The following is a 21,259-nucleotide window of genomic DNA, read 5'->3' as shown; positions in this document are numbered from 1 at the left end:
CCGAATCATCGCGTGCTATCCATCGACACCTGGCCCACAGGAAGCATTCCCTATGACCAACCAGACTATTTCGGTAGTAAATAGCGGCGCTTTTGAGCCCGTAACCACCCAGACTTGGATCAACGGTCGTCATGCTGTGCGTTGCGTCAAAGTGATTCAGGAAACCTGGGATGTAAAAACCTACTGCTTTATGGCCGAGCAGCCGATCATGTTCTTCTTTAAGCCCGGCCAGTTTGTCACCCTGGAGCTGGAGATCGACAGCGAGCAGGTGTTCCGTTCCTACACCATTTCCAGCTCGCCGTCGGTGCCCTACAGTTTCTCGATCACGGTCAAACGGGTGCCGGGGGGTAAGGTGTCCAACTGGCTGCATGACAACATGAGCGAGGGGATGGAGCTGGCGGTGCATGGTCCGGTTGGTCAGTTTAACTGTATCGATAACCCGAGCGACCGGGTGCTGTTTCTGTCGGGGGGCGTCGGCATTACGCCGGTGATGTCGATGGCGCGCTGGTATTTTGATACCAACGCCGACGTCGATATGGTGTTTGTTCACAGCGCGCGTACGCCGCGAGACATTATTTTCCAGCGCGATCTGGAGAATATGGCCGCGCGCATCGCCAACTTTAAGCTGAACCTGATTTGCGAACGCTATGAGTCAGGCCAGAACTGGGGCGGCTATCGCGGCTTCTTTAATCACGCGATGCTGGAAATGATGGCCCCCGATTTTATGGAACGCGAAGTCTACTGCTGCGGTCCGGCGCCTTATATGAAGGCGGTGCGCAACATGCTGCAGGAAGCCGGGTTTGATATGCGTCGCTATCACGAGGAATCGTTCGGCGCGACGCCGGAGCCGGTCAAAGAGCAGGCGCAGCAGGATGCCGAACAGGCGGCCGAAGAGGCCGAAGCGATACCGCGTTCCGACCTGATTCAGGTGTTCTTCGCCAGCACCGGCAAGAGCGTGCAGATCGCGCCGGGGGAAACCGTACACGCCGCCGCCGCCAAACTGGGGCTACACATCCCCAAAGCCTGCGGCATGGGAATCTGCGGCACCTGCAAGGTGAAGCGGCTGGAGGGCGCGGTCGAGATGGCGCATAACGGCGGCATTACCGATGAGGATGTCGAAGAGGGCTATATTCTCTCCTGCTGCAGCGTGCCGACGGGGGATGTGGTGGTGGAGTATTAAGGCAGATGCGGCCACGGAGGGCGCAGTTTCTCTTGGCTGACGGGAAAACCCCGGGCGGTCAGCCCGGGGTGTGATTTATGATGCGCGCGCGACGCCGCGCAGCTGGTGTTGGCTGCTCAGCAGCGCCCAGCCGCTCAGCAGCGCCACCATCATCAGGTAGTAGCTTGGCGCCAGGCTGGTGCCGGTCATGCTGATCAGCAAGGTGCAAATCAGCGGCGCAAAGCCGCCGAACACCGTCACCGCCACGTTATAGCCGATCGCCATACCGCTGGCGCGGGTTTCCATCGGGAACAGATCCGCCATCACCGACGGCACCGTGGAGAAATACACCGATTTCAGCAGCGCCATCCAGCCGACCAGCAGCATCAGGGTCAGCGGCGTGGTGTGGTTGACCACCAGACGGAATGCCGGGTAGATGCTGACCACCAGCAACAGCAGCGAACCCCACATCAACGGCAGCCGGCCGACTTTTTCCGCCCATAGCCCTACCAGCGGCGTCACCACCGTCAGGATTACGCCGGCCAGCAGCGTTGCGCTGAAGGCCACCGACCCCGGTAGATGCAGGTTCTTGGTGGCGTAGGTCGGCACATAGTTGAGCATGTAGTTGATGGCGGTGGAGATCACCATCAGCCCGATAGCCAACAGCAGCAGTCGTTTTTGACTGCCCAGCAGCGTCTTGAGCGGCGCTCTGGCTTTCACATGCTGTTTGAAGCTGGCCGGCTCATGGACGTGACGGCGAATATACAGCCCTACCGGGCCAATCAACAGGCCGAAGGCGAAGGGAATGCGCCAGCCCCATTCCTGAATCTGCGCTTCGCTCAACCAGTAGGTCATGCCCAGACCAAACGCCGAGGCCAGCAGGGTACTGGCCCCCTGGGTAGCAAACTGCCAGCTGGCGATAAACGCCTTGCGTTCGGGGAAGTGTTCTACCAGAAACGCGGTTGAGCTGCCGAACTCGCCGCCGGCGGAGAAACCCTGGATCAGACGGGCGAGCAGGATCATCAGCGGTGCCGCCAGCCCGATGGTGGCGTAAGACGGCATAAAGGTGATGATAACGCCGCCGAGCATCATCAGGCTGATTGACGCCAGCAGGGCTTTTTTACGTCCGACGCGGTCGGCGTAGGCGCCCAGCACTACGGCGCCCAGCGGGCGGATCAGAAAGGAGACGCCGAAGCTGCCGAAGGTCAGCAGCATTGAGACGGCGGGATCTTCGGTGGGAAAGAAGGCATGGGCGATATAGTTGGCGAAAAAGCCGTAAACGGCGATATCGAACCATTCCAGGGCGTTGCCGATGCAGGTGGCGAACAGCGTTTTGTAGAGATGCGGCTTATTGCCGGCAACCGGCGTGTGGGCGGACGTACTCATCGTGTCGCCTCCCGCCGGCGCTGCGCCAGCACGTCACCACCGTTCTCGCCGAGATCCCAGAACAGACGCGTCATAATCTGCAACCCCTCACGGGCGATAGATTGCAGCATATGCTCATTTACGCCGTGCTGGCCGCAGGCCGGATAGGAATGCGGCACCCACAGCGTGGGCAGCCCCAGAATATCGGCGAACACGTCGTTAGGCAGCGAACCGCCGAGGTTAGGCAGCAACGCCGGTTTTTTACCGCTGGTGCGCTGCATGATATCAAGCGCCCAGTGCACCAGCGGATCCTGAGGATCGAGGCGGGTGGCGGGGGAGCCGCGCAGCCACTCCACCTCGACATTGCCAAAGCCGTGCGCTTGCAGGTGGGCCTGCAGGTGCTCGACCAGCCGCTGCCAGTCGGTGCCGACCACAAAGCGCAGCTGGCAGACCGCCGTGGCGCTGGCAGGGATGGCATTCATCGGCCGTTGCGGATTGCCGGTCTGGTAGGCCAGTACTTCCAGCGTATTCCAGCCGTAGAGCCGCTCGCTGGGCGTTAATCCTGTTTCACCCCAGTTTTCATCAATCTGCGGGTCGTGGGGTTGGCCGCCGACATCCAGCTCGCGCAAAATAGCGCGCATGGCGTCATCCAGCGCCGGCGGCTGTAATGCGGCGACCTGCAGCTGACCGTGCTGATTGACCAGCGAGGCGAGGGCGTTGGCAAGCTGGATGCCGGGGTTGCTGAGCAGGCCGCCCCAGTTGCCGGAATGGTAGGCGTTATCCCGCGCGCGAATGCTCAGGCGGAAATTGACGCAGCCGCGTGAGCCGAGGAACAGCGTCGGCTGCATGGCGTTCAGCCGCGGGCCGTCGGAGGCGATAAACAGATCGGCCTGCAGCAGATCTCGCTGACGGCGGCAGATCTCCGCCAGTCCCGGAGAGCTGATCTCTTCCCCCATTTCGAAGATCAGTTTGCAGTTAAAACCCAGCCTGCCGCCGCGCGCCTGAAACACCTGCTCCAGAGCGGCGAGGTTGATGCTGTGCTGCCCTTTGTTATCGGCGCTGCCGCGCCCGTACCAGCGATCGCCTTCCTCATGCAACTGCCACGGGGAGAGATCGCTGCGCCAGTTGTCATCATCGCCGAAGACGACGTCGCCGTGGCCGTAGCTCAGCAGGGTCGGCAGCGCAGGATCCTCGATGCGTACGGCGATCAGAAACGGTCGGTTGGCCGCTTCCGGGTTATCGCACAGATGAAGTTCAAAGCCGAGCGCGCGCAGCGGCGGCATGATCTCCTGCTGCAGGTATTGCATCAGCAGCGCATCGCGATCCTGCCGCTGGCTTTCCGTTTGCAGGGCAATACGGCGCGCCAGCACCTGCCGAAAAGCCCCGCTGTCAAAATAGGCGTTTGCCTGTTGTACCACCTGTTCACCCGTCATGGTTGCTTCCCGTTGTGTTTGTTGTTGATGTTGTGTTGGTTTTCGTTGTTATGCGGGTATCTAAGCTAAAATTGAGGTTTGCCACAATTGTCTATTTAACAAACAAGCTTTGCTGTTATAACAAGGCTTGTTTGCCCTGTTGTGAAGCATGCGCCGCCAGGAGGCCCCGGAATGATCAGTAGTGAAGTGCGTTTTTTTCTGGCGGTGGCCAGCAGCGGTTCGCTGAGTGCCGCCAGCGAACAGTTGTTTGTGGCGGTATCGGCCATCAGCCGCAAGATTCAGCGCCTGGAGGCGCAGGTGGGGGCGCCGCTGTTTGAGCGCCATGCACGCGGTATGGTGCTGACCGAAGCAGGGCAGATTTTTGAGAATCACCTGCGCAAGAGCTTGCTGAATATTGAACAGGCGATGGCGGAAATTAAGGGGCTGAAAGCGGTGCGGCGCACGGCGCTGCGCGTGGCGTGTTCCAACGGCCTGGCCTTTTCGCTGCTGCCGCAATTGATGGCCCGTTTTCGTCAGCAGAATCCGGCGGTGACTTTTGTGCTGACGGTGGCGGACAGCAAAACCCTGGCGCGTCTGGTGCGCAACGGCGAATGCGATCTGGCGCTGCAGTTCAGCCTGCACCCCGAGCAGGGGGTGGACGTGCTCGCCTCGTGGGCGGCGCCGGTATTGCTGCTGATGCACAGCGATCATCCGTTGGCGAATCAGCAGGTGGCGCTGACCGACCTGTGTCAGTATCCGGTGTGTTTGCCGGAGCCGAGCACCACCATACGCCAGCTGTTTGATATCTGCTGCCAGATGAGCGGCACCTTTATTGAGCCGGTTTTGACCTGCGATAACTTTGCCGCGTTGTTCAATTTTTTGCAGGTTTCACCGCGCGCGGTGTCTATTTGCAGCCAATTCACCGTATTGCCGCTGTTGCAACAGCCCATCACCATCAAATCTTTTGGCGTTGACCAGCTCAGCCAGCGTACGCTGCAGTTACAGCTGCCGCCGGGCCGGCAGCGCAGCGCCGCGCTGCAGCTGTTTGTTGAATTTGTCAGCGACACGCTGAACCAGGAGGATAGCGCCGTACGCCGGCGCTATGCGCTATAGATGGATAACGTAATGGAAACCGGGTAAAAAAACGCCTTTTCCCCGGCAATGCCGTCGGCCGCGTGTTTTTTAAACAACCGGTGCAATAGCCCGTTGATTAGGCTTGCTTGTCGGCAGGGCGCTGTATTATATTGCGCAGCACGGAAACGGAACGTTTTCCGACAGAATTCGCCGGCTTAGCTCAGTAGGTAGAGCAACTGACTTGTAATCAGTAGGTCACCAGTTCGACTCCGGTAGCCGGCACCAATTAAAAAGCCACCTCAATGAGGTGGCTTTTTTGCGTTATATCATCGTCGAATCCGCCGGCATGTTGCCGGCGGCATCGTTTTACGGCAGCGCCACGGCTTTGGCTTTCTGGCCGCGTTCAATAATGGTTTTACCCAGCTTAATGCCTGGTTTTTCCACAAAGCGATACAGCAACAGGCTGATGCCGTAGGTCACGGGCAGGATAATCGCGGCGGCGGCGGCAAACCTCACCGGGCCAGCCAGATCGGCAAATGCACTGCCTGTGAGCAGGTGAGCGATAACCGGCAGCACGATCAGCAAATGCAGCAGATAGACCGAGTATGAGACATCGCCCAGGAATACGCTGAATTTATTGGTGAGCACCCAGCGCGGGAAGCGCAGGAGTTTGGCAACGGCGCTGTTTTCGGCACGGCTCCACAAGATGGTTGCCATCATGACAATCATACCAAGCTGTGCGGCATAGCGGAGCTTATTCATGCTGTCATGTTGATACAAGCTGGCGACCGTGGCCAGCAGAGCCAACAGGATATAGCCGACGTTTTTGTTACGTACGCCGTTGGCGATCAGCATACCGGCGATGAACAGATTCAGCTTTATCAATATCATCGATGGCATGGGGAACGCGGCGAAGTAATCAGGCCACAGCGTTCTGGCGCCGACGCACAGTAAAATCACCGCAATGCAGGCTGGCGCAAAACCAAAGCGCATCACACCCAGCATAATGAACGGGAACAGGAAGTAGAACTGCATTTCCAGCCCGATGCTCCAGTCCGGCAATACGGTATTAAATGAATAGTAGGGCAGGAAGCCAAACAGGAAACTGACGTGGGTAAAGAGGTTCATCAGCGAGCCGTCGCTGTAGCGGCTGGTATTGGTCTGCGTGCCCGGATAGAAGTTGGCGATGGCGTCGCGCGCTTCACCGAAATAACTGCCAAAGCCAATGGCGAACACCAGCAGCACATAATAGAGCGGGGCGATACGGAAGAAGCGGCGCAGCCAGAATTTCTTAAAGGTGCTGGCGGCGGTCCAGGGTTCTTTCTCTTTACGCTCCATGTAATTCTTTGCCATCAGATAGCCTGACAGCAGGATAAACAGATCAACGCCCATGGCAGGGTCTGACAGGATGGGGAAGTGAAAATCGACCAGGATGCAAATATGTCCCAGAACTACCCACAGGGAAGCCAACCCCCGTAGCCCTTCCAGTTCTTGTGACCACTTCTTAGCAGGCTGCATTGGCGGTAACCCTCAATTGATGCACATTGTCACTGCAAAACGAATAATCGAATGACTATAGCATCTTGCTCAAATGTTACTTATTGGTAGTAATCTGATTATTAATAAGTAACTGGCAACGCGGTGGTGAATGCCGCGTTGCCATGCCATCAATAAGTTTGCGGGCCGACGGAAGGTGCGCATTGTGCGTCGCTACAGTGAGATACCGGTGGGCCGCCGTTATCTTCTGGTGGCGGTCCTTCCCCGGAAGAGCAGGCCGCCAGCATCAGCAGCGCTAATAATAGCGGGATTGAACGTAGCATCAGACCTCCTTGCATAGAGCGTTAGGGTTCACTTTAAAAGGTATAGCAGAGAAACCCGTAGAAGGATGGCGGGAAAAGGGAAATCTGGAAGGTTAACAGCAGGAAAGGGATGCGGTTGTGTGGGGATGAGATCATGCAGAAGGGGCCGGTATAGCGTTAATCTCAGTCTGAATGTCGCAGGGCGGCGAGCACGAAACTTACTCTTTCAGCGACCGACGCGCGCGGCAGTTCCAGCAGCCGGTAACCGTATTGCTGATAGGTTTCGCGCATTACCCGGTATGTCATCTCCGCCTCGGTGAACGACTGCTTGCGCTCTGCATCCTGAGCATAAATTTCACGCCACGGCGGGGCGATAAACACACGCTCGGCATAGCGAAAGTGCGCTATCGCCTGCTCCAGATGAGCAGGTACGGAAAGTTGGCAAAGCGTTAGATAGCCCGCCACGTCAGGGATGCCGCGGTCGAAAAAGTATGGAGCGTCGGTATTGCCGGCGCTGTGCCATGCACGTATCTCCCGGCTCAGCATCAGTTCGGCAAACGCCTGGCGCTCTTCCCAGGGCAGCGCATTACCGCCACTGGCGACTTGTTCCTGAATAATGGCTCTGCCTGATTCCGTGGTGCATGCATAGCCGCGCCGGGTCAGGGCGTCAATCAGTGTGCTTTTGCCCGATCCCGGGCCACCGGTCAGAATAATTCTTTGATTAGTCATCTGTATTTCCTTGAGGAATGGGAGAGTAATCGATCTGGCGGATTAATTATCAAAAAACGATCGGTTTGAATGATTGTTTTTGGCGCGGGGTGGCATAAAAACCCGGCCTATAGCCGGGTATCGCGTACCGTCAAAAGATAGGCAGATGATTACTTCCTGTCTCTTTTGTCAGAGATAAACCAGGTTAATCCGTACAGGCCAAGAGCTGTGATAAAAATCACGGCTGGCCACACGACACGCATAATTCCCTCACTGAGAAATCCTGTCATGAACATCCCCAGAACGGCGACTGATAACACTAGCGCTCCCGAGATCTCAGCAATGATTTTCCTGATGATTCTAAAGGTTTTCGATAGCACTGATAATTTTCTCCGCATTCATGGGGTTGGTGCGCAGTTCGCGTCCCAGCGCGATATAAGGTTTCAGAGGATCTTCAAAAAGGAAATACAGCATATCGAAGTCGTGAACAGATAACTTCCGCCATAACGAAGGGTTTTCATGCTGCAGGCGGCGTGATGCGGAACATGCCCGTGAGATAAGCCCTTGGGTGACAATGCCGCCAAGGGCAATGCCTGTTGTCCCACGAACGGCCAGCTTGGTCATTATGGGTACCGCCATTCCCGCTAAAATTTTGGAACCCAAGTAGGTCGATATGGCGATTTGTAGCGCGCTACGTGATGTGAAGGTTATGGCACCACCGACTAAGGCATCGTGGATTTTCTGCAGAACAGGTTGGGGCAGGTGGTCAAGCACATCATTAATGATGATTTCAGCAACTTTTTTTATTGTATTTCTATCGCGGAACAATTTCCCAACGGCACGCATAACACGGAGGTCATCGTTCATATTCCTTCGTTGAACAGCAGTCCTTCCGTCCGCCAGGGCGAGATCTTGAAGGGTTCTCTCAATGCCAAGGTAAATGTCCATTGGTATAGATATCAAGCCCGAGGCAATGGCCTGAGCAGTCATTTTTGCATCCATCACTTTTCCTTGTAAGTTGGCTTGCGCATAACATAGCCAATAAGTGAAGGCCGTTCAATAAACAGGCGTTGATTGGATGGTAGAAATGAGCGCTCAAATCGGTAATTTTGTCGGCCATTTTACCATGTTAAGATTTTGTAAAATAAAAAACCAACCATAAAGGTTGGTTTTTAAAGGAATGTTTGGTCGGCATGAGAGGATTCGAACCTCCGACCCCCGACACCCCATGACGGTGCGCTACCAGGCTGCGCTACATGCCGACGCGATGCAATCAGTCTACCTCTTCCCGATGGCAATGCAAGATCGCTGACGCCCGATTGCTATAGTTTTAAGCAACTTAGTTGGCGATAAAGCGTTTTACATCGGTCAGAACCTGCAGCAGCAGGGCCAGCTGCGGTTTTTCATCTTTTATCTCACGGTCGTTCTTATCGTATGAACGGTAGCTGCCGTTATTATCCAGCACGATGGTCTGTTCCGGCGTGGTAATCACCAACTGCTTGCTGTCGCCGGTCGTCACCCAATTATGGCGGCGCTGGGCGGTAAACAGATCCTCGCCCTGGGAATAGTCGTTGGCAGCGGTTTTTACGTGCAGCAGGCGTTGCATCAAGGTGCGCATCACGTCGTTGTGGCTGGTCATCTTATTGATGGTCTGCGCCGGCGTACCCGGCCAGTGGATCACCAATGGCACCTGCAGTTGCAGCGGGCTGAAGCTGCTGCCCGCGCCCCATTGATCCTTACCGCTGTCGTTGAACTCTACGCCATGCTCGGCGGTGATGACCACCACGGTTTTCTCCAGCATGCCGCGGGCTTTCAGCGTGTTCAGCACCTGGGCGATTTGCGCATCGACATCCTGCGCGCCGCTGCGGTAGCGTTGCATAAAGTCGTCAGGCGCTGTCGGAGTCGCGTCCTGCGCGTCGCCGCCGCGGAAGTTGAGGTACGAGAACCATGGCATAGCGCCGCCCTGAGCGGTCAGCCAATGCTGCCACTGCTGCGTGGTGGCGGCATCGCTTTGCGCCTGCGGGGCAGGCAGCGAGAAGTCGGTCAGCAACGCCTGACGATACAGCGGCGCATTAAAGCCGTCTGAGGAGAACAGGCCGAACTGATAGCCCTGCGCGCCGAGCGCGTTAATCAACGCCGAAGGCTTGCGCGAGGCCAGAATGCCGTCCAGATAGGTCGGAGAAATGCCGTAGAACAGCCCCATCAGGCCGGTGTCAGCGCGGTTGCCTGAACTGTAATGATCGGTGAAGCGTACATTTTCCTGCGCGAAGCGGGTGAGGGCCGGCATATCCTGCGCCACATCCTGATTGCGGATACCGTTCACCACAATCATCAGCAGGTTGTAGCCGCTGCCGTTATCACGGTAGCTCAGATCGTTAAGCGGATACTCGACCGTTGCCGCTTCCGGATCGCCCTGCTGCACCAGCCGTCGCTCAAACTCTTGCGGGTCGAGCAGACCATGCTTCTCCAGGAACTTGCGCGCGGTCATCGGGTATGACAGCGGCAGGTTGGCGCGCTGCATGGTAATAGGGCGATAGAAATTGGCGTCCGCCCAGATATAAATCAGGTGCGAGGCAAAAAAGGAGACGATAAACAGTGCCGCCAACGGTTTGCCGAAGCTGCGTCGGTTCAGGCTGCGCAGCTTCTGCCAGCTCCAGGTGCCGAACAGCATCTCGATCAGGAAAATGACCGGCACGCAGATAAACATCAGCTGCCAGTCGCGCGCCAGTTCGCTCTGGTCCGGGTTGACCACCAGTTCCCACACCACGGGGTTGAGGTGCAGGTGGAAGCGGGTGAAGACCTCGCTGTCGACCAGCAGCAGCGTCAGCCCGGCGGTCGCCAGCGTGGCGGAGATAAAGCGCAATAGTCGCTGCGACATCACCACGAAGGTGAGCGGGAAGATGATCAGCAGATAGCTGGCGAACACGATAAAGCTGAAGTGTCCCAACACGCTGACCATGGCATAGACGCGGCCGAGCAGCGAGGCCGGCCAGTCGGTGACAAACAGGTAGCGGCTGCCCAACCCAATGCTGAGCAGAATATTGAACAAGGCGAACCAGTGCCCCCAGCTGATCATCTGGGAGACTTTTTCACGATAACGCTGACGGTTTGTCACCATAAATTAAGTATTAATGCGCTTTATCTTCATGAATTGAAGCCTGCAGGGCCTCAGCAAACGATTTTGCCAGCGTTTGCCGCTGTGCGGGAGAGACGCTGGTGTTAATCAAGTTGGTTACCATGTTACCCAACACCATCAAAGACAGATCGGTGGGAGTATGGTGTTTTTCCAGAACATTGACCAGCTCAGCGAGCAGTTGTTCAACGTGTTCGTCACTATAACGCGATGATTGTGGCATAAAAATTGAGCTCAAAACCTGACAAAGTCCCATATCTTACCGTATAGAGCCGTGATTTTCCGCTCTTTTATCAATTCAGTTTATCTTTCTGCCTGACGCTGCGGCAATGCGTTGCCGAACGCCATCTTTCGAGTTGCAGCACCGGGCCTTCAGTGTTTGAATACGCGCTCAAAGAACGGGAGGATTTATCATGAGTCTGGATATTGACCAGATCGCTCTGCACCAGTTGGTAAAGCGCGATGAACAAACGCTGGATGTGGTGCTGCGCGATTCCCTGCTGCCGGCCAACGCGGCGGTTGAAGAGATGATGGCGGAGCTGCACCGCGTATACAGCGCCAAGAGCAAAGCTTATGGCCTGTTCAATGAAGAGAGCGAACTGGCGCAGGCGCTGCGCACCTGCCGCAAGGGCGACGAAGATTTCCTCGCCTTCAGCCGTGCGGCGACCGGTCGGCTGCGCGATGAGCTGGCCAAATATCCGTTTGCGGAAAGCAGCGTGGTGCTGTTTGGTCAGTACCGTTATCTGGCGGTGGAATATCTGCTGATTGCGGTGTTGAACAGCTGCAACAGCATGCGCGTTAATGAAGAGCTGGATATCAGCACCACGCATTATCTGGACATTAACCATGCCGATATCGTGGCGCGCGTCGATCTGACCGAATGGGAAACCAACCCGGAATCCACACGTTACCTGACCTTCCTGAAAGGGCGGGTGGGGCGTAAGGTCTCCGATTTCTTTATGGATTTCCTGGCGGCGTCCGAAGGGCTGGATACCAAAGCGCAAAACCGCGGTCTGCTGCAGGCGGTGGACGATTACTGCGCCGAGGGACAACTGGATAAAAATGAGCGTCAGAACGTGCGTCAGCAGGTGTACAGCTACTGTAACGAACAGCTGCAGGCGGGTGAGGAGATTGAGCTGCAGGCGCTGTCGGCGGAAATCGCGCCGGTGGGAGAAAAAGATTTCCTGCAGTTTTCCAGCGAGCAGGGTTATGAGCTGGAAGAGAGCTTCCCGGCCGATCGCGGTACGCTGCGCCAGCTGACCAAATTTGCCGGCAGCGGCGGCGGCATCAGTATCAACTTTGACGCCATGCTGATGGGCGAGCGCATCTTCTGGGATGCGGCGACCGATACGCTGACCATTCGCGGCACGCCGCCGAACCTGCGTGACCAGCTGCAGCGTCGTCTGAACGGCGGGAAATAAGGCCGGATAACAGACAATAAAAAACGCCGCGATTGCGGCGTTTTTTACTTCGGCGTCCCGAAATACTAAAGCTCGATAACGTTGTGCGATTAAGCGCGAACGAAGTCGATGTGAGCCAGTTTAGGCTTGAACGGGTGACGTTGCACTGCCTGAACTTTCACTTTAGTTTCTTTGCCGTCGATAACCAGCACGATAGCTTCATCGTAGAATTCTGGCTTAGCTTCCATGTTCTTTACAGAATCATGGTCCAGTTCGATAGCGATTGCAGCCTCTTCGCCACCGTAAATGATAGCTGGGAATTTGCTGGCTGCGCGCAGGCGGCGGCTCGCACCCTTACCCTGCTCTTTACGTACTTCTGCATTGATAGTGAACATTATTTTTTCTCTTAAAAGAAAATGTACCCTGCTACAGGCGACCCAGTAACAGGTTCGATAATTCGACCCACCCGGGCGGACCCAGGTAAAGCGGGCGGCATTTTAACGGAAAGCCGCCGCCAGGGCAACGAAAACCTGCCCGCGGCGGCGGGCAGGGCGCGCATCAGTACAGGGCGTCGGCGCGGCGGAAGCGGCCTTGATAATCAAACACTTTTTCCCGGATTTGCCAGAACTGGCCGCGTTTGCGCGCCACCACAAAGTCGGGGTGGCGCAGCAGCGCCTGCTGATTAAGCACGTCGGCCGCCTGCTGCCAGTTGAACGGCACGCCGGGCGCCCGCTGGTGCGGCCGCAGAAACAGCATCTCAAAGGCTTTGCGCTGCGCCGGCGTCTGCAGCCTGAAGCGTTCGCTGGCGCTGGCGCCGTCCTCATCGTAGTAGATGGCTTTCAGCCATTCGCCCTTATCATCGCGGCCGCTGCTTAGCTCCATGCCGCCGCAGCGCAGCACCAGCGCGTCTTTCAGCTTGAGCGCGGCCTTGAGCATATCGTCAGGATCCACCAGTACCTCCTGGCACTGATGGCAGCGGCGGGCGGCGATATCATTTTCCGCGCCGCAGTGCGGGCAGCTTTTAAAGCGGAAGCGGTAGTCGCACTGCTCGCGGTTGCCGTCATCATCCTCCAGCCAGCCCTGACAGCGGCGGCCGTAGTGTTCGATAATCTCGCCGCTTTCGGTGCATTTGCCCCAGAACAGGTTGGCGAAGCCGCAGCCGGGGCAAAAGACCTGCACCGGCTGGCTGTCGCCGTGCGGCTTGCGTACGCCCACCTCCGGGGTAAACAGATCGTGCGGGTTGCCGGCGTAATCGAGGATCAGACAATCTTCCTTGCCCGGTGCCAGCCGCAGGCCGCGGCCGACGATCTGCTGGTACAGGCTGACGGATTCGGTCGGGCGCAAAATGGCGATCAAATCCACGTGCGGCGCGTCAAAGCCGGTGGTCAGCACCGCGACGTTAACCAGATAGCGCAGCTGCTGCTGTTTGAACGCCTCGATCAGCGCGTCGCGCTCCGCCGGCGGCGTTTCCGCACTGACCAGCGCTGCTTCGCCCGGCGGCAGCAGGCCGTGGATTTCACGCGCGTGTTCAACGGTGGAGGCAAAAATCATCACCCCTTTGCGCGTTTCGGCATATTCCACGATCTGGCTGATAATGTGCGGCGTAATACGATCCTGACGCTTCAGCTCGCGGTTCAGGTCCGCCTCGCTGAACAAACCGCTGCTGTTGGCCTGCAGCCGGCTGAAGTCATACTGCACAATCGGCATATCGAGCCGCTCCGGCGGCACCAGATAGCCGTTCTTGATCATGTAGCGCAGCGGCAGCTCGTAAATACAGTCACGGAACAGGCTGCTGCCATCGCCGCGGGTAAAGCCGTGGTAGTGGTATTGATAAATCCAGCCTTTGCCCAGCCGGTAGGGCGTTGCGGTCAGCCCCAACAGGCGCAGCTGCGGGTTACGCTGCTGCAGATGCGTGATGATCTGTTGATACTGGCTGTCGTCGTTGTCGCTGATGCGGTGACACTCGTCGATAATCAGCAGGGAAAACGCACCGTCAAACAGCGGCAGGTTGCGTGCGACGGACTGTACGCTGCCGAACACCACCTTGCCGTCGCTCTGCTTTTGCTGCAGCCCGGCGGCGAAGATATCCGCCTCCAGCCCGTAAGCGCAGTATTTGGCGTGGTTCTGCGCCACCAGCTCTTTGACGTGCGCCAGTACCAGCACCCGGCCGCGCGCCCGCTTCGCCAGCTCGGCGATCACCAGGCTTTTGCCGGCGCCGGTAGGCAGGACAATCAGCGCCGGCTCCGGGCGTTGGCGGAAGTGGCTGATGGTGGCGTTGACCGCTTCCAACTGATAGGGGCGTAGGGTAAATGCCATGTTGTAACGTCTCTGGCCGCAAAAAAATTGCGCTTATAGTACCGTTTGCCGGCATGGGTTGCGACCTGCAACAAAATTGCCCTGTTACGGCAACCTTTCCGTGGCTATAATCAGCGGACAGCAATCGCTGTTTCCCCACGCGATGTTACTGATTCACCCTCTTCGAACCGGCTATTGCACCTGGTGCAAGGGCGGGACGTCATATTTTTTAGCAATACGATCGAAGCGATCTGACAACGACAGGCAAAGCAGACTCAATGCGACTGGACAAGTTTTTATCTCAGCAGTTAGGTATCAGCCGTGCGCTGGTGGCGCGTGAACTCCGTGCGAAACGCGTCACGGTTGACGGCGAAGTAGTAAAAAGCGGGGCGCTGAAGCTGACCCCGGAGATGACGGTGACGTTTGACGGCAACGTGCTGGAGCAAATGAACGGCCCGCGCTATTTCATGCTTAACAAACCGCAGGGCTACGTGTGTTCCACCGACGATCCGGACCATCCGACGGTGCTGTATTTCCTCGACGAGCCGGTCGCCTACAAACTGCATGCCGCAGGACGATTGGATATTGATACCACCGGACTGGTGCTGATGACCGATGACGGCCAGTGGTCGCACCGCATCACCTCGCCGCGTCACCATTGCGAGAAAACCTATCTGGTGACGCTGGAGCAGCCGCTGGCGGCGGACACCGCGCAGCGCTTCGCAGAAGGGGTGCAACTGCATAATGAAAAAGATCTGACCCGCCCGGCGCAGCTGGAACAGCTGGAAGAATGTCTGGTGCGGCTGACCATCAGCGAAGGGCGCTATCATCAGGTCAAACGCATGTTTGCCGCCGTGGGCAACCGGGTGGTGGAGCTGCATCGCGAGCGGATCGGCGCGATTACGCTGGATGAGGATCTGGAACCGGGCGAATACCGCCCGCTGACGGAAGAAGAGATTGCCAGCGTGGGCGCGCCACACTTGCAGCAAAACTAATGATAAGCGCGGCTGACTAAGGAGTCGTTGAAGGTGCAACATAACCGGACATCTCATCTCGGTTTGATTTTTATTCTGGGTCTGCTTTCCATGTTGATGCCGCTGGCCATCGATATGTATTTGCCCAGCATGCCGGTGATCGCCCAGGAGTTCGGCGTTGCATCCGGCAGCGTGCAGATGACGCTCAGCGCCTATATGCTCGGCTTTGCCGTCGGCCAGCTGTTCTACGGGCCGATGTCGGACAGCATCGGGCGTAAGCCGGTGATTCTGTGGGGAACGCTGATTTTTGCCCTGGCCGGCTGCGCCTGCGCGATGGCGCAGTCGGTGGAGCAGCTGATTAACCTGCGCTTTTTGCACGGGCTGTCGGCGGCGGCGGCCAGCGTGGTGATCAACGCCCTGATGCGCGATATGTTCACCAAGGATGAATTCTCGCGCATGATGTCCTTCGTGATCCTGGTGATGACCATCGCGCCGCTGCTGGCGCCGATGATCGGCGGGGCGCTGCTGCTGTGGTTCAACTGGCACGCGATTTTCTGGACCATGGGCGCCGCGGCGCTGATTGGCTCGCTGCTGGTGGCGCTCTTTATCAAAGAAACCTTGCCCAGAGAGCGGCGGCAAAAGTTTCACCTGCGCACCACGCTGGGGAATTTTGCGTCGCTGTTCCGCCATCGGCGGGTGCTGAGCTATATGCTGGCCAGCGCGTTCTCCTTTGCCGGCATGTTTTCGTTCCTCAGCGCCGGCCCGTTTGTGTATATCGAGCTGAACCACGTATCACCGCAGCATTTTGGCTACTACTTTGCGCTGAATATCGTGTTTCTGTTCCTGACCACCTTGGTGAACAGCCGTAATGTGCGGCGCGTCGGCGCGGTGAAGATGTTCCGGCTGGGGCTGAGCGTACAACTGACCATGGGGCTGTGGCTGCTGATAGTCAGCGCGGCCGGCCTGGGGTTCTGGGCGCTGGTGATTGGTGTGGCGGTCTATCTGGGCTGTATCGCGATGATCTCTTCCAATGCGATGGCGGTGATTCTTGACGATTTTCCGCACATGGCAGGCACCGCTTCTTCGCTGGCCGGTACGCTGCGCTTTAGCATCGGTGCGCTGGTCGGCGCGCTGTTATCACTGCTGCCGGGTAAAAGCGCCTGGCCGATGGTGTCGTCAATGGCGCTGTGCAGCATCATCGCCATGTTGCTGTATCTCTATGCCAGCCGGCCTCGCGCTGGCGCGGCATCCTCCTCTCGCGGATAAAATAAGCGGGAACCGCCATCCCGGTTCCCGCTATTGCCGCTGCACCACGCACCCCACCAATATGCCGCTTCGGCTTATCGTCCTGCCGGCGCCATTTTTACGCATCATCATGATCTCCCTCAGCAAGCAACGTTTAATTTGTTGCTAAATATAAGCTTGCTAACTTGTTGGGCGGGTGGCGCGGCGCGACCTGTTGTTAAAACTGGCTGTCTATCCGGCCACGATTCTGACGTGATAAATCGCTGGGAATACGGCGGTGGCGAAGAGGCAGTTTGTTTTTTGTTGGTTTGTTAATCAAAAGGTTAGCTAGGAGTCGGCGTGGCGCGGAGATGAAAAAATGTTTAATGCATGTAAAATTATGGCGATGTAAAGGTAATCGCAATGCAATAAAAAAGAGTTGAGATTGTGAGCGGAAAGGGTTACATATAACGCAAAAATGCGAGCTGAGTCGCAAAATAAGCCAAGAGGCACGCCCGTCAAGGGTAAAAACAGCGACAAATCAGCAAGTGCCGGTTTCTGTTAATAGTTTGTGACACAATATGCTGATGAAAGCGGGCAATTCGCAGCAGAGTCAGTATTGAGCGGCTATAACTTAGTTACCCGGTGATGTAAAAAAAATGTTTCAACTTTTCAAACTAGGGATTTCATGTGGACAGTATCCAACTTTCGGTAGTGCATCGCTTGCCGCAAAGTTACCGTTGGCTATCGGGGTTCACCGGCGTTAAGGTTGAGCCGCTGCCGTTGAACGGTATCGACGAAGATAACAACCTGATTGGCCTGAAACTGCTCAGTCACGATGGCAATGAAGCCTGGCGCGTGATGCAACAGCTTAAACTTTCCCTGCAGGAAATTCAGGTCGACTGCGCCGTGGTGGAATGGGAAGGGGAGCCTTGTCTGTTCGTTCACAGCCGGGACGAGAGCGCCACCATCTGTCGCCTGAAAAATGTCGGTGCGGCGATCGCCGAACCGATGAGCGCGCAATATCCTTTCTGACCCCGCTGACTTTCTCCACAGCCGTTGCCGCATACTGGCTGCGGCAGACTGATTCCGTTCCCCTGCACCGCACCTGTTTTGCACCGGCATGCGTTTAACGCGCCTGCCATGTGCAGGAACGCCCGTCAGGACGCCCCAAGTCAGCGTTGGCCCGGGCCTTACCGCTGCGCCGGTAAACGCGCGGCTTTATTTACGTCGAACCACCAGTCATCAAGACCGATAGCGTTGGCAGGGCGGATCGCCGGGGAGGAAAACTTATCCCAGAAGGCGTAGCGAACGTGGCTGGAGTACCACATCGGCAGCATATAATGGTTCCAGGTCAGCACCCGATCCAGCGCGCGACCGAGCGGCAGCAGCGCTTTCGCGTTATTTTGGTTTTTAACGATCTGCGCGATCAGTGTATCGACCGCCGGATCGCTGACGCCGGAGGCGTTATGGCCGGCATCAAGCCTGCCGCTGCTCCAATAAAACGGTAAATCGGCGTTGGGATACGGCATGGCCGGATAGACTACCGCAACCATATCGTAATCGCGCTTGCGCAGGCGCTGGGCGTACTGGGTTGCACTGACGTTGCGCAGCTTCATACTGATGCCCAGCCGCTGCAGGTTGCGCTGGAACGGCTGTACATACTGGAATGTGCTGTTGTCTGGCAGCAGCAGTTCAAAGGTCAGCGGTTGACCTTGGGCATTAACCAGCCGCTGGTCGCCGGGTTCCCAGCCGGCCTCTTTCAACAGCTGGGCCGCTTTAAGCAGGTTTTGCCGATCGTTGCCGCTGCCGTCCGAGCGCGGCGGCTGATAAATACCGGTAAACACTTCCGGCGGCACTTTGCCCTTCAGCGGCGCCAGCAGCGCCAGTTCTTCGGCGTTCGGGTAGCCTTTGGCCGCATAAGGCGTGTTCTGAAAATAGCTGTCGGCGCGTTGGTAGGCATTGTTGTAGAGGGTTTTATTCATCCAGTCGAAGTCGAAGGCCAGCGTAATGGCTTCACGCACCCGACGGTCGTTAAAGGGCGGCCGCTGAATATTGAACGCCAGCCAGCGTGCGTTTTGCGCTGCCTGACTGACGTCGTCGCGTTTGACGATATAGCCGCGGGTGAAATTGTCGCCCTGATACTGGCTGGCCCAGCTTTTGGGCGAACTTTCACTGCGGAAATCATAGGCACCGGCCTTAAAGGCCTCCAGCGCCGCCTGCTCGTCCGGGTAGTACTCGTAGCGGATAGTATCGAAATTGAAACGGCCACGGTTGACCGGCAGACCTGCGGCCCAGTAATTACGCACGCGCTGATAGGTGATAGATTGGCCGAGCCGATAGCCGCTGATTTTATACGGCCCGCTGCCGAGCGGCGGCGTGCTGAGCGGTTCGCTGAGCTTATGGTTTTGCCAGAAGCTCTGCGGCAGCACTTTCAGGCCGAGCAGGCTGAGCATCTGCACGCGATCCGGTCTGGACTGTTCAATGCGCACCGTCAGGCGGGAGATCGCTTTGACGGTAATGCCCCGGTAATAAGCCCGGAACTGCGGCACGCCTTCAGTCATAAACTTATTGAAGCTGAACGCCACGTCGGCGGCGGTAATCGGGCTGCCGTCCTGAAAACGGGCAAGGGCGTTGATATTCAGCTCCATCCAGCGCATATCCTGCGGATAACGCGCCGATTCGGCAATCAGCGGGTAGTAGCTCCCCGGTTCGTCATCCGAGGTGGCGAACAGCGGATCGTACAGCTCGCCGGTGCGTTGACCCGGCACGCCGCGGCTGGCGTAGCGGTTGAAGCTGTCATAGCCGCCGATGGCCGCCAACCGGATATCGCCGCCCTTGGGCGCCGCCGGATTGACGTAGTCGTAGTGGCTGAAATCGTTTGAGTATTTGGGATCGCCGAGCAGCGCGAAAGCGTAGCTCTCATTAAGCTGTTCGGCGTGTACACCTAAACTCAGGGCTGAAAGCACCAGAGCAGCAAAAACGCGCATGGACATTTTTACGGTAGGCTCCTGCTGTATCCATTGGGTACCCGGCGTATCCGCGTCTTACCGGCGGCTGAGGCGCTGGGCGTAAAAAACTCAGGGACCGGTGGTTTCGCCGGTCAGGCTATTATAGACCGAGTTCGTTTGACAAAAATCAACAAAATCATCTATTTTCAACGGCTTGCTAAAGTAGTATCCCTGCATGAAACTCACTCCGCGCTGCTGCAGGAAACGAACCTGTTCGGTGGTTTCCACCCCTTCGGCCACCGTACGCATCTTCAGTTTATCCGCCAGCGCCAACACCGCATCCAACACCGGTGCGGTGACGGTCTCCCGGCCGATGGTATTGACGAATCCGCGGTCGATTTTCAGGTAGTCCATGCTAAAGCGTTGCAGATAGATTAGCGCGCTGTGGCCGGTGCCGAAATCATCAATCGCGATTTCGATCCCCTGGCGGTGTAGCCAGTCAAACTCTTGCTGTGCGCAGTCTTCCTCCACCATATCGCGCTCGGTGATTTCGAATACCAGCGTAAGGTCGTGCTGCGGCAACTGGGTTAATAGCTCCAGCACATCCTGATGGAAGCTCGGAGCGCGCAGATGCGAAGGCGCGATATTCATCCCCAGTTTGGCGCCCGGCGGCAGCGCCTGGGCCAGCCTGGCGGCATCGTCGGCAATCAGTTTGAACAGGTGGCGCGTCAGCGGCACGATCAGGTTTTCGCTTTCGGCATAGGGAATAAACAGATCCGGCGGGATGCGGCCCTCTGTCGGGTGTTGCCAGCGCAGTAGCGCCTCCAGACCGGAAACGGCGTTGCTGGCGGTATGGAATACCGGCTGATATTCAATGAAGAATTCATTGCGCTTTATGCCGCGTATCAGCGCGCGTTCCGGGCTTTGCCGCAGCAGCATGGCGTAATAGCACAGCACGCCGATCAACAGGGACAGGATCAACCCGGCAAGCAACGTCAGGCGGATATCGTTGCTGGTGAGCTTCTGATTATAGAACAGCAGCGCCAGCGGATAGCCGGGGATGGATAATCGGTCGGACTGATAATCTGGCAAACGGTTCAGCGGGATCAGATCGGTAGAGAAGGTGGTTAAGGCGCGGGTGCCCATAATCACGGCCACGCCGGATCTTTTGGAGCCGGGGGCACTGAGTAAGTAGGGCAGCATATCGATATCCAGCGTGGCGAGGACGCCGTCGGCGCTGCTGCCGGGTTTACGCAGCCAGATCATCACCGCCGGCCGGTACGGGATCATTGGCGTGCCTGACTGCAATTTCATATCCAGCGGCTGATGCCAGTTAATTTCCGGTGAAATGGCTTTCAGGCCGAGCCTCATATCGCCGGTGGCGGATGAACAATAAGCGACGCCGTTTTTGATCAGCAGAAAAGTGCGAACATCGGGGGTAAAAGCGGCGCGATAGCCGATATTCGGCTGCGCCGACCGACAACTTTCCTGGGTCAGCGGCAGTATATTGCGCATCACGCCGGTCAGGGTATTTAAATAATTAATGGTGAACCGTTGCGTGCGCTGTGCCAGTTCGTGATGAAATTGCGCGCGCTGGTGATAGATCAGGGACAGCGTTACCGAGCTGAAAAGGATAAAAAAGACCAGAGCCACCATACAACTTTTAACCAGACTACGCCGACGATGTGATAGATGGCGGGTAAATGCCTTTTTTAAACCCATGAGCCAGCCCCCTGAGCACGGCGTAATAATTTGTTCTGCTTTT

The 21,259-nt window shown here is 57.1% G+C and carries 18 protein-coding genes and 2 tRNA genes; 7 read left to right on the top strand and 13 right to left on the bottom strand.

Going from position 1 to position 21,259, the window contains the following annotated elements:
* Positions 1–52: 52 nt before the first annotated feature.
* Positions 53–1,180: a hybrid-cluster NAD(P)-dependent oxidoreductase gene (locus CLM71_RS16095; protein WP_105231879.1), complete on the top strand. Its 1,128-nt coding sequence runs from the start codon at positions 53–55 to the stop codon at positions 1,178–1,180.
* Between the two features lie 75 nt (positions 1,181–1,255).
* Here the strand turns inward: CLM71_RS16095 and CLM71_RS16090 are convergent, their stop codons facing one another.
* Together CLM71_RS16090 and CLM71_RS16085 are read right to left on the bottom strand one after the other, a co-directional pair.
* Positions 1,256–2,545: an MFS transporter gene (locus CLM71_RS16090; RefSeq protein ID WP_105231878.1), complete on the bottom strand. Its 1,290-nt coding sequence runs from the start codon at positions 2,543–2,545 to the stop codon at positions 1,256–1,258.
* Complete coding sequence (locus CLM71_RS16085) at positions 2,542–3,957, bottom strand: M20 family metallopeptidase (RefSeq protein ID WP_105231877.1); 1,416 nt, start codon at positions 3,955–3,957, stop codon at positions 2,542–2,544. Before CLM71_RS16085 ends, CLM71_RS16090 begins: the two co-directional genes overlap by 4 nt.
* A gap of 171 nt (positions 3,958–4,128) precedes the next feature.
* Between CLM71_RS16085 and CLM71_RS16080 the strand changes: the two genes are divergently transcribed.
* Both CLM71_RS16080 and CLM71_RS16075 read left to right on the top strand, forming a co-directional pair.
* Positions 4,129–5,049 (top strand): LysR family transcriptional regulator, encoded by a 921-nt coding sequence (locus CLM71_RS16080; protein ID WP_105231876.1) that lies wholly within the window; start codon positions 4,129–4,131, stop codon positions 5,047–5,049.
* A gap of 170 nt (positions 5,050–5,219) precedes the next feature.
* A tRNA-Thr gene (locus CLM71_RS16075) sits at positions 5,220–5,295 on the top strand.
* Positions 5,296–5,376: 81 nt separating this feature from the next.
* On the opposite strand, the gene CLM71_RS16070 is transcribed toward CLM71_RS16075, so the two are convergent.
* The 7 genes from CLM71_RS16070 to CLM71_RS16040 form a co-directional block, all read right to left on the bottom strand.
* Positions 5,377–6,528 carry an acyltransferase gene (locus CLM71_RS16070; protein ID WP_105231875.1) on the bottom strand — a complete coding sequence of 384 codons (1,152 nt, stop codon included), beginning with the start codon at positions 6,526–6,528 and terminating at the stop codon, positions 5,377–5,379.
* Between the two features lie 149 nt (positions 6,529–6,677).
* Positions 6,678–6,830 (bottom strand): hypothetical protein, encoded by a 153-nt coding sequence (locus CLM71_RS24030; RefSeq protein WP_156484018.1) that lies wholly within the window; start codon positions 6,828–6,830, stop codon positions 6,678–6,680.
* Between the two features lie 162 nt (positions 6,831–6,992).
* A complete protein-coding gene (locus CLM71_RS16065) occupies positions 6,993–7,538 on the bottom strand; it encodes an AAA family ATPase (protein ID WP_105231874.1) in 546 nt (181 codons plus the stop codon).
* Between the two features lie 339 nt (positions 7,539–7,877).
* Positions 7,878–8,519 (bottom strand): hypothetical protein, encoded by a 642-nt coding sequence (locus CLM71_RS16055; RefSeq protein WP_199776386.1) that lies wholly within the window; start codon positions 8,517–8,519, stop codon positions 7,878–7,880.
* 183 nt (positions 8,520–8,702) lie between these two features.
* Positions 8,703–8,779 (bottom strand) — tRNA-Pro (locus CLM71_RS16050).
* Positions 8,780–8,856: 77 nt separating this feature from the next.
* Positions 8,857–10,635: an LPS biosynthesis-modulating metalloenzyme YejM gene (gene yejM / locus CLM71_RS16045; RefSeq protein WP_105231872.1), complete on the bottom strand. Its 1,779-nt coding sequence runs from the start codon at positions 10,633–10,635 to the stop codon at positions 8,857–8,859.
* Positions 10,636–10,645: 10 nt separating this feature from the next.
* Positions 10,646–10,873, bottom strand: a complete 228-nt coding sequence (locus CLM71_RS16040) for a YejL family protein (protein ID WP_105231871.1) — start codon at positions 10,871–10,873, stop codon at positions 10,646–10,648.
* Positions 10,874–11,063: 190 nt separating this feature from the next.
* Here CLM71_RS16040 and yejK point away from each other — a divergent pair, with 190 nt between their 5' ends.
* Complete coding sequence (gene yejK, locus CLM71_RS16035) at positions 11,064–12,071, top strand: nucleoid-associated protein YejK (RefSeq protein WP_015673075.1); 1,008 nt, start codon at positions 11,064–11,066, stop codon at positions 12,069–12,071.
* Between the two features lie 89 nt (positions 12,072–12,160).
* Here yejK and rplY read toward each other — a convergent pair whose 3' ends face one another.
* Together rplY and CLM71_RS16025 are read right to left on the bottom strand one after the other, a co-directional pair.
* A complete protein-coding gene (rplY, locus tag CLM71_RS16030) occupies positions 12,161–12,445 on the bottom strand; it encodes a 50S ribosomal protein L25 (RefSeq protein WP_105231870.1) in 285 nt (94 codons plus the stop codon).
* 163 nt (positions 12,446–12,608) lie between these two features.
* Entirely contained in the window at positions 12,609–14,366 is a 1,758-nt protein-coding gene (locus CLM71_RS16025; protein WP_105231869.1) for a DEAD/DEAH box helicase, read from the bottom strand.
* Between the two features lie 257 nt (positions 14,367–14,623).
* On the opposite strand from CLM71_RS16025, the gene rsuA reads away from it, so the two are divergent.
* The 3 genes from rsuA (at position 14,624) to CLM71_RS16010 (ending at position 17,578) form a co-directional block, all read left to right on the top strand.
* Complete coding sequence (rsuA, locus tag CLM71_RS16020) at positions 14,624–15,340, top strand: 16S rRNA pseudouridine(516) synthase RsuA (protein WP_105231868.1); 717 nt, start codon at positions 14,624–14,626, stop codon at positions 15,338–15,340.
* 33 nt (positions 15,341–15,373) lie between these two features.
* Positions 15,374–16,585, top strand: coding sequence for a Bcr/CflA family multidrug efflux MFS transporter (locus CLM71_RS16015; RefSeq protein WP_105233437.1), 1,212 nt, complete (start codon positions 15,374–15,376; stop codon positions 16,583–16,585).
* Between the two features lie 648 nt (positions 16,586–17,233).
* Positions 17,234–17,578, top strand: coding sequence for a YejG family protein (locus CLM71_RS16010; protein WP_105231867.1), 345 nt, complete (start codon positions 17,234–17,236; stop codon positions 17,576–17,578).
* 158 nt (positions 17,579–17,736) lie between these two features.
* Here the strand turns inward: CLM71_RS16010 and CLM71_RS16005 are convergent, their stop codons facing one another.
* Both CLM71_RS16005 and CLM71_RS16000 read right to left on the bottom strand, forming a co-directional pair.
* Positions 17,737–19,539 carry an extracellular solute-binding protein gene (locus CLM71_RS16005; RefSeq protein WP_105231866.1) on the bottom strand — a complete coding sequence of 601 codons (1,803 nt, stop codon included), beginning with the start codon at positions 19,537–19,539 and terminating at the stop codon, positions 17,737–17,739.
* Between the two features lie 84 nt (positions 19,540–19,623).
* Complete coding sequence (locus CLM71_RS16000; RefSeq protein WP_105231865.1) at positions 19,624–21,216, bottom strand: cyclic di-GMP phosphodiesterase; 1,593 nt, start codon at positions 21,214–21,216, stop codon at positions 19,624–19,626.
* Positions 21,217–21,259: the final 43 nt, after the last annotated feature.

Source organism: Serratia sp. MYb239, from assembly GCF_002966855.1.
In the GTDB taxonomy this organism is placed as follows: domain Bacteria; phylum Pseudomonadota; class Gammaproteobacteria; order Enterobacterales; family Enterobacteriaceae; genus Serratia_B; species Serratia_B rhizosphaerae.
Note: the sequence above shows the minus strand (reverse complement) of the source record. Positions and strands in the feature narration are given on the sequence as shown.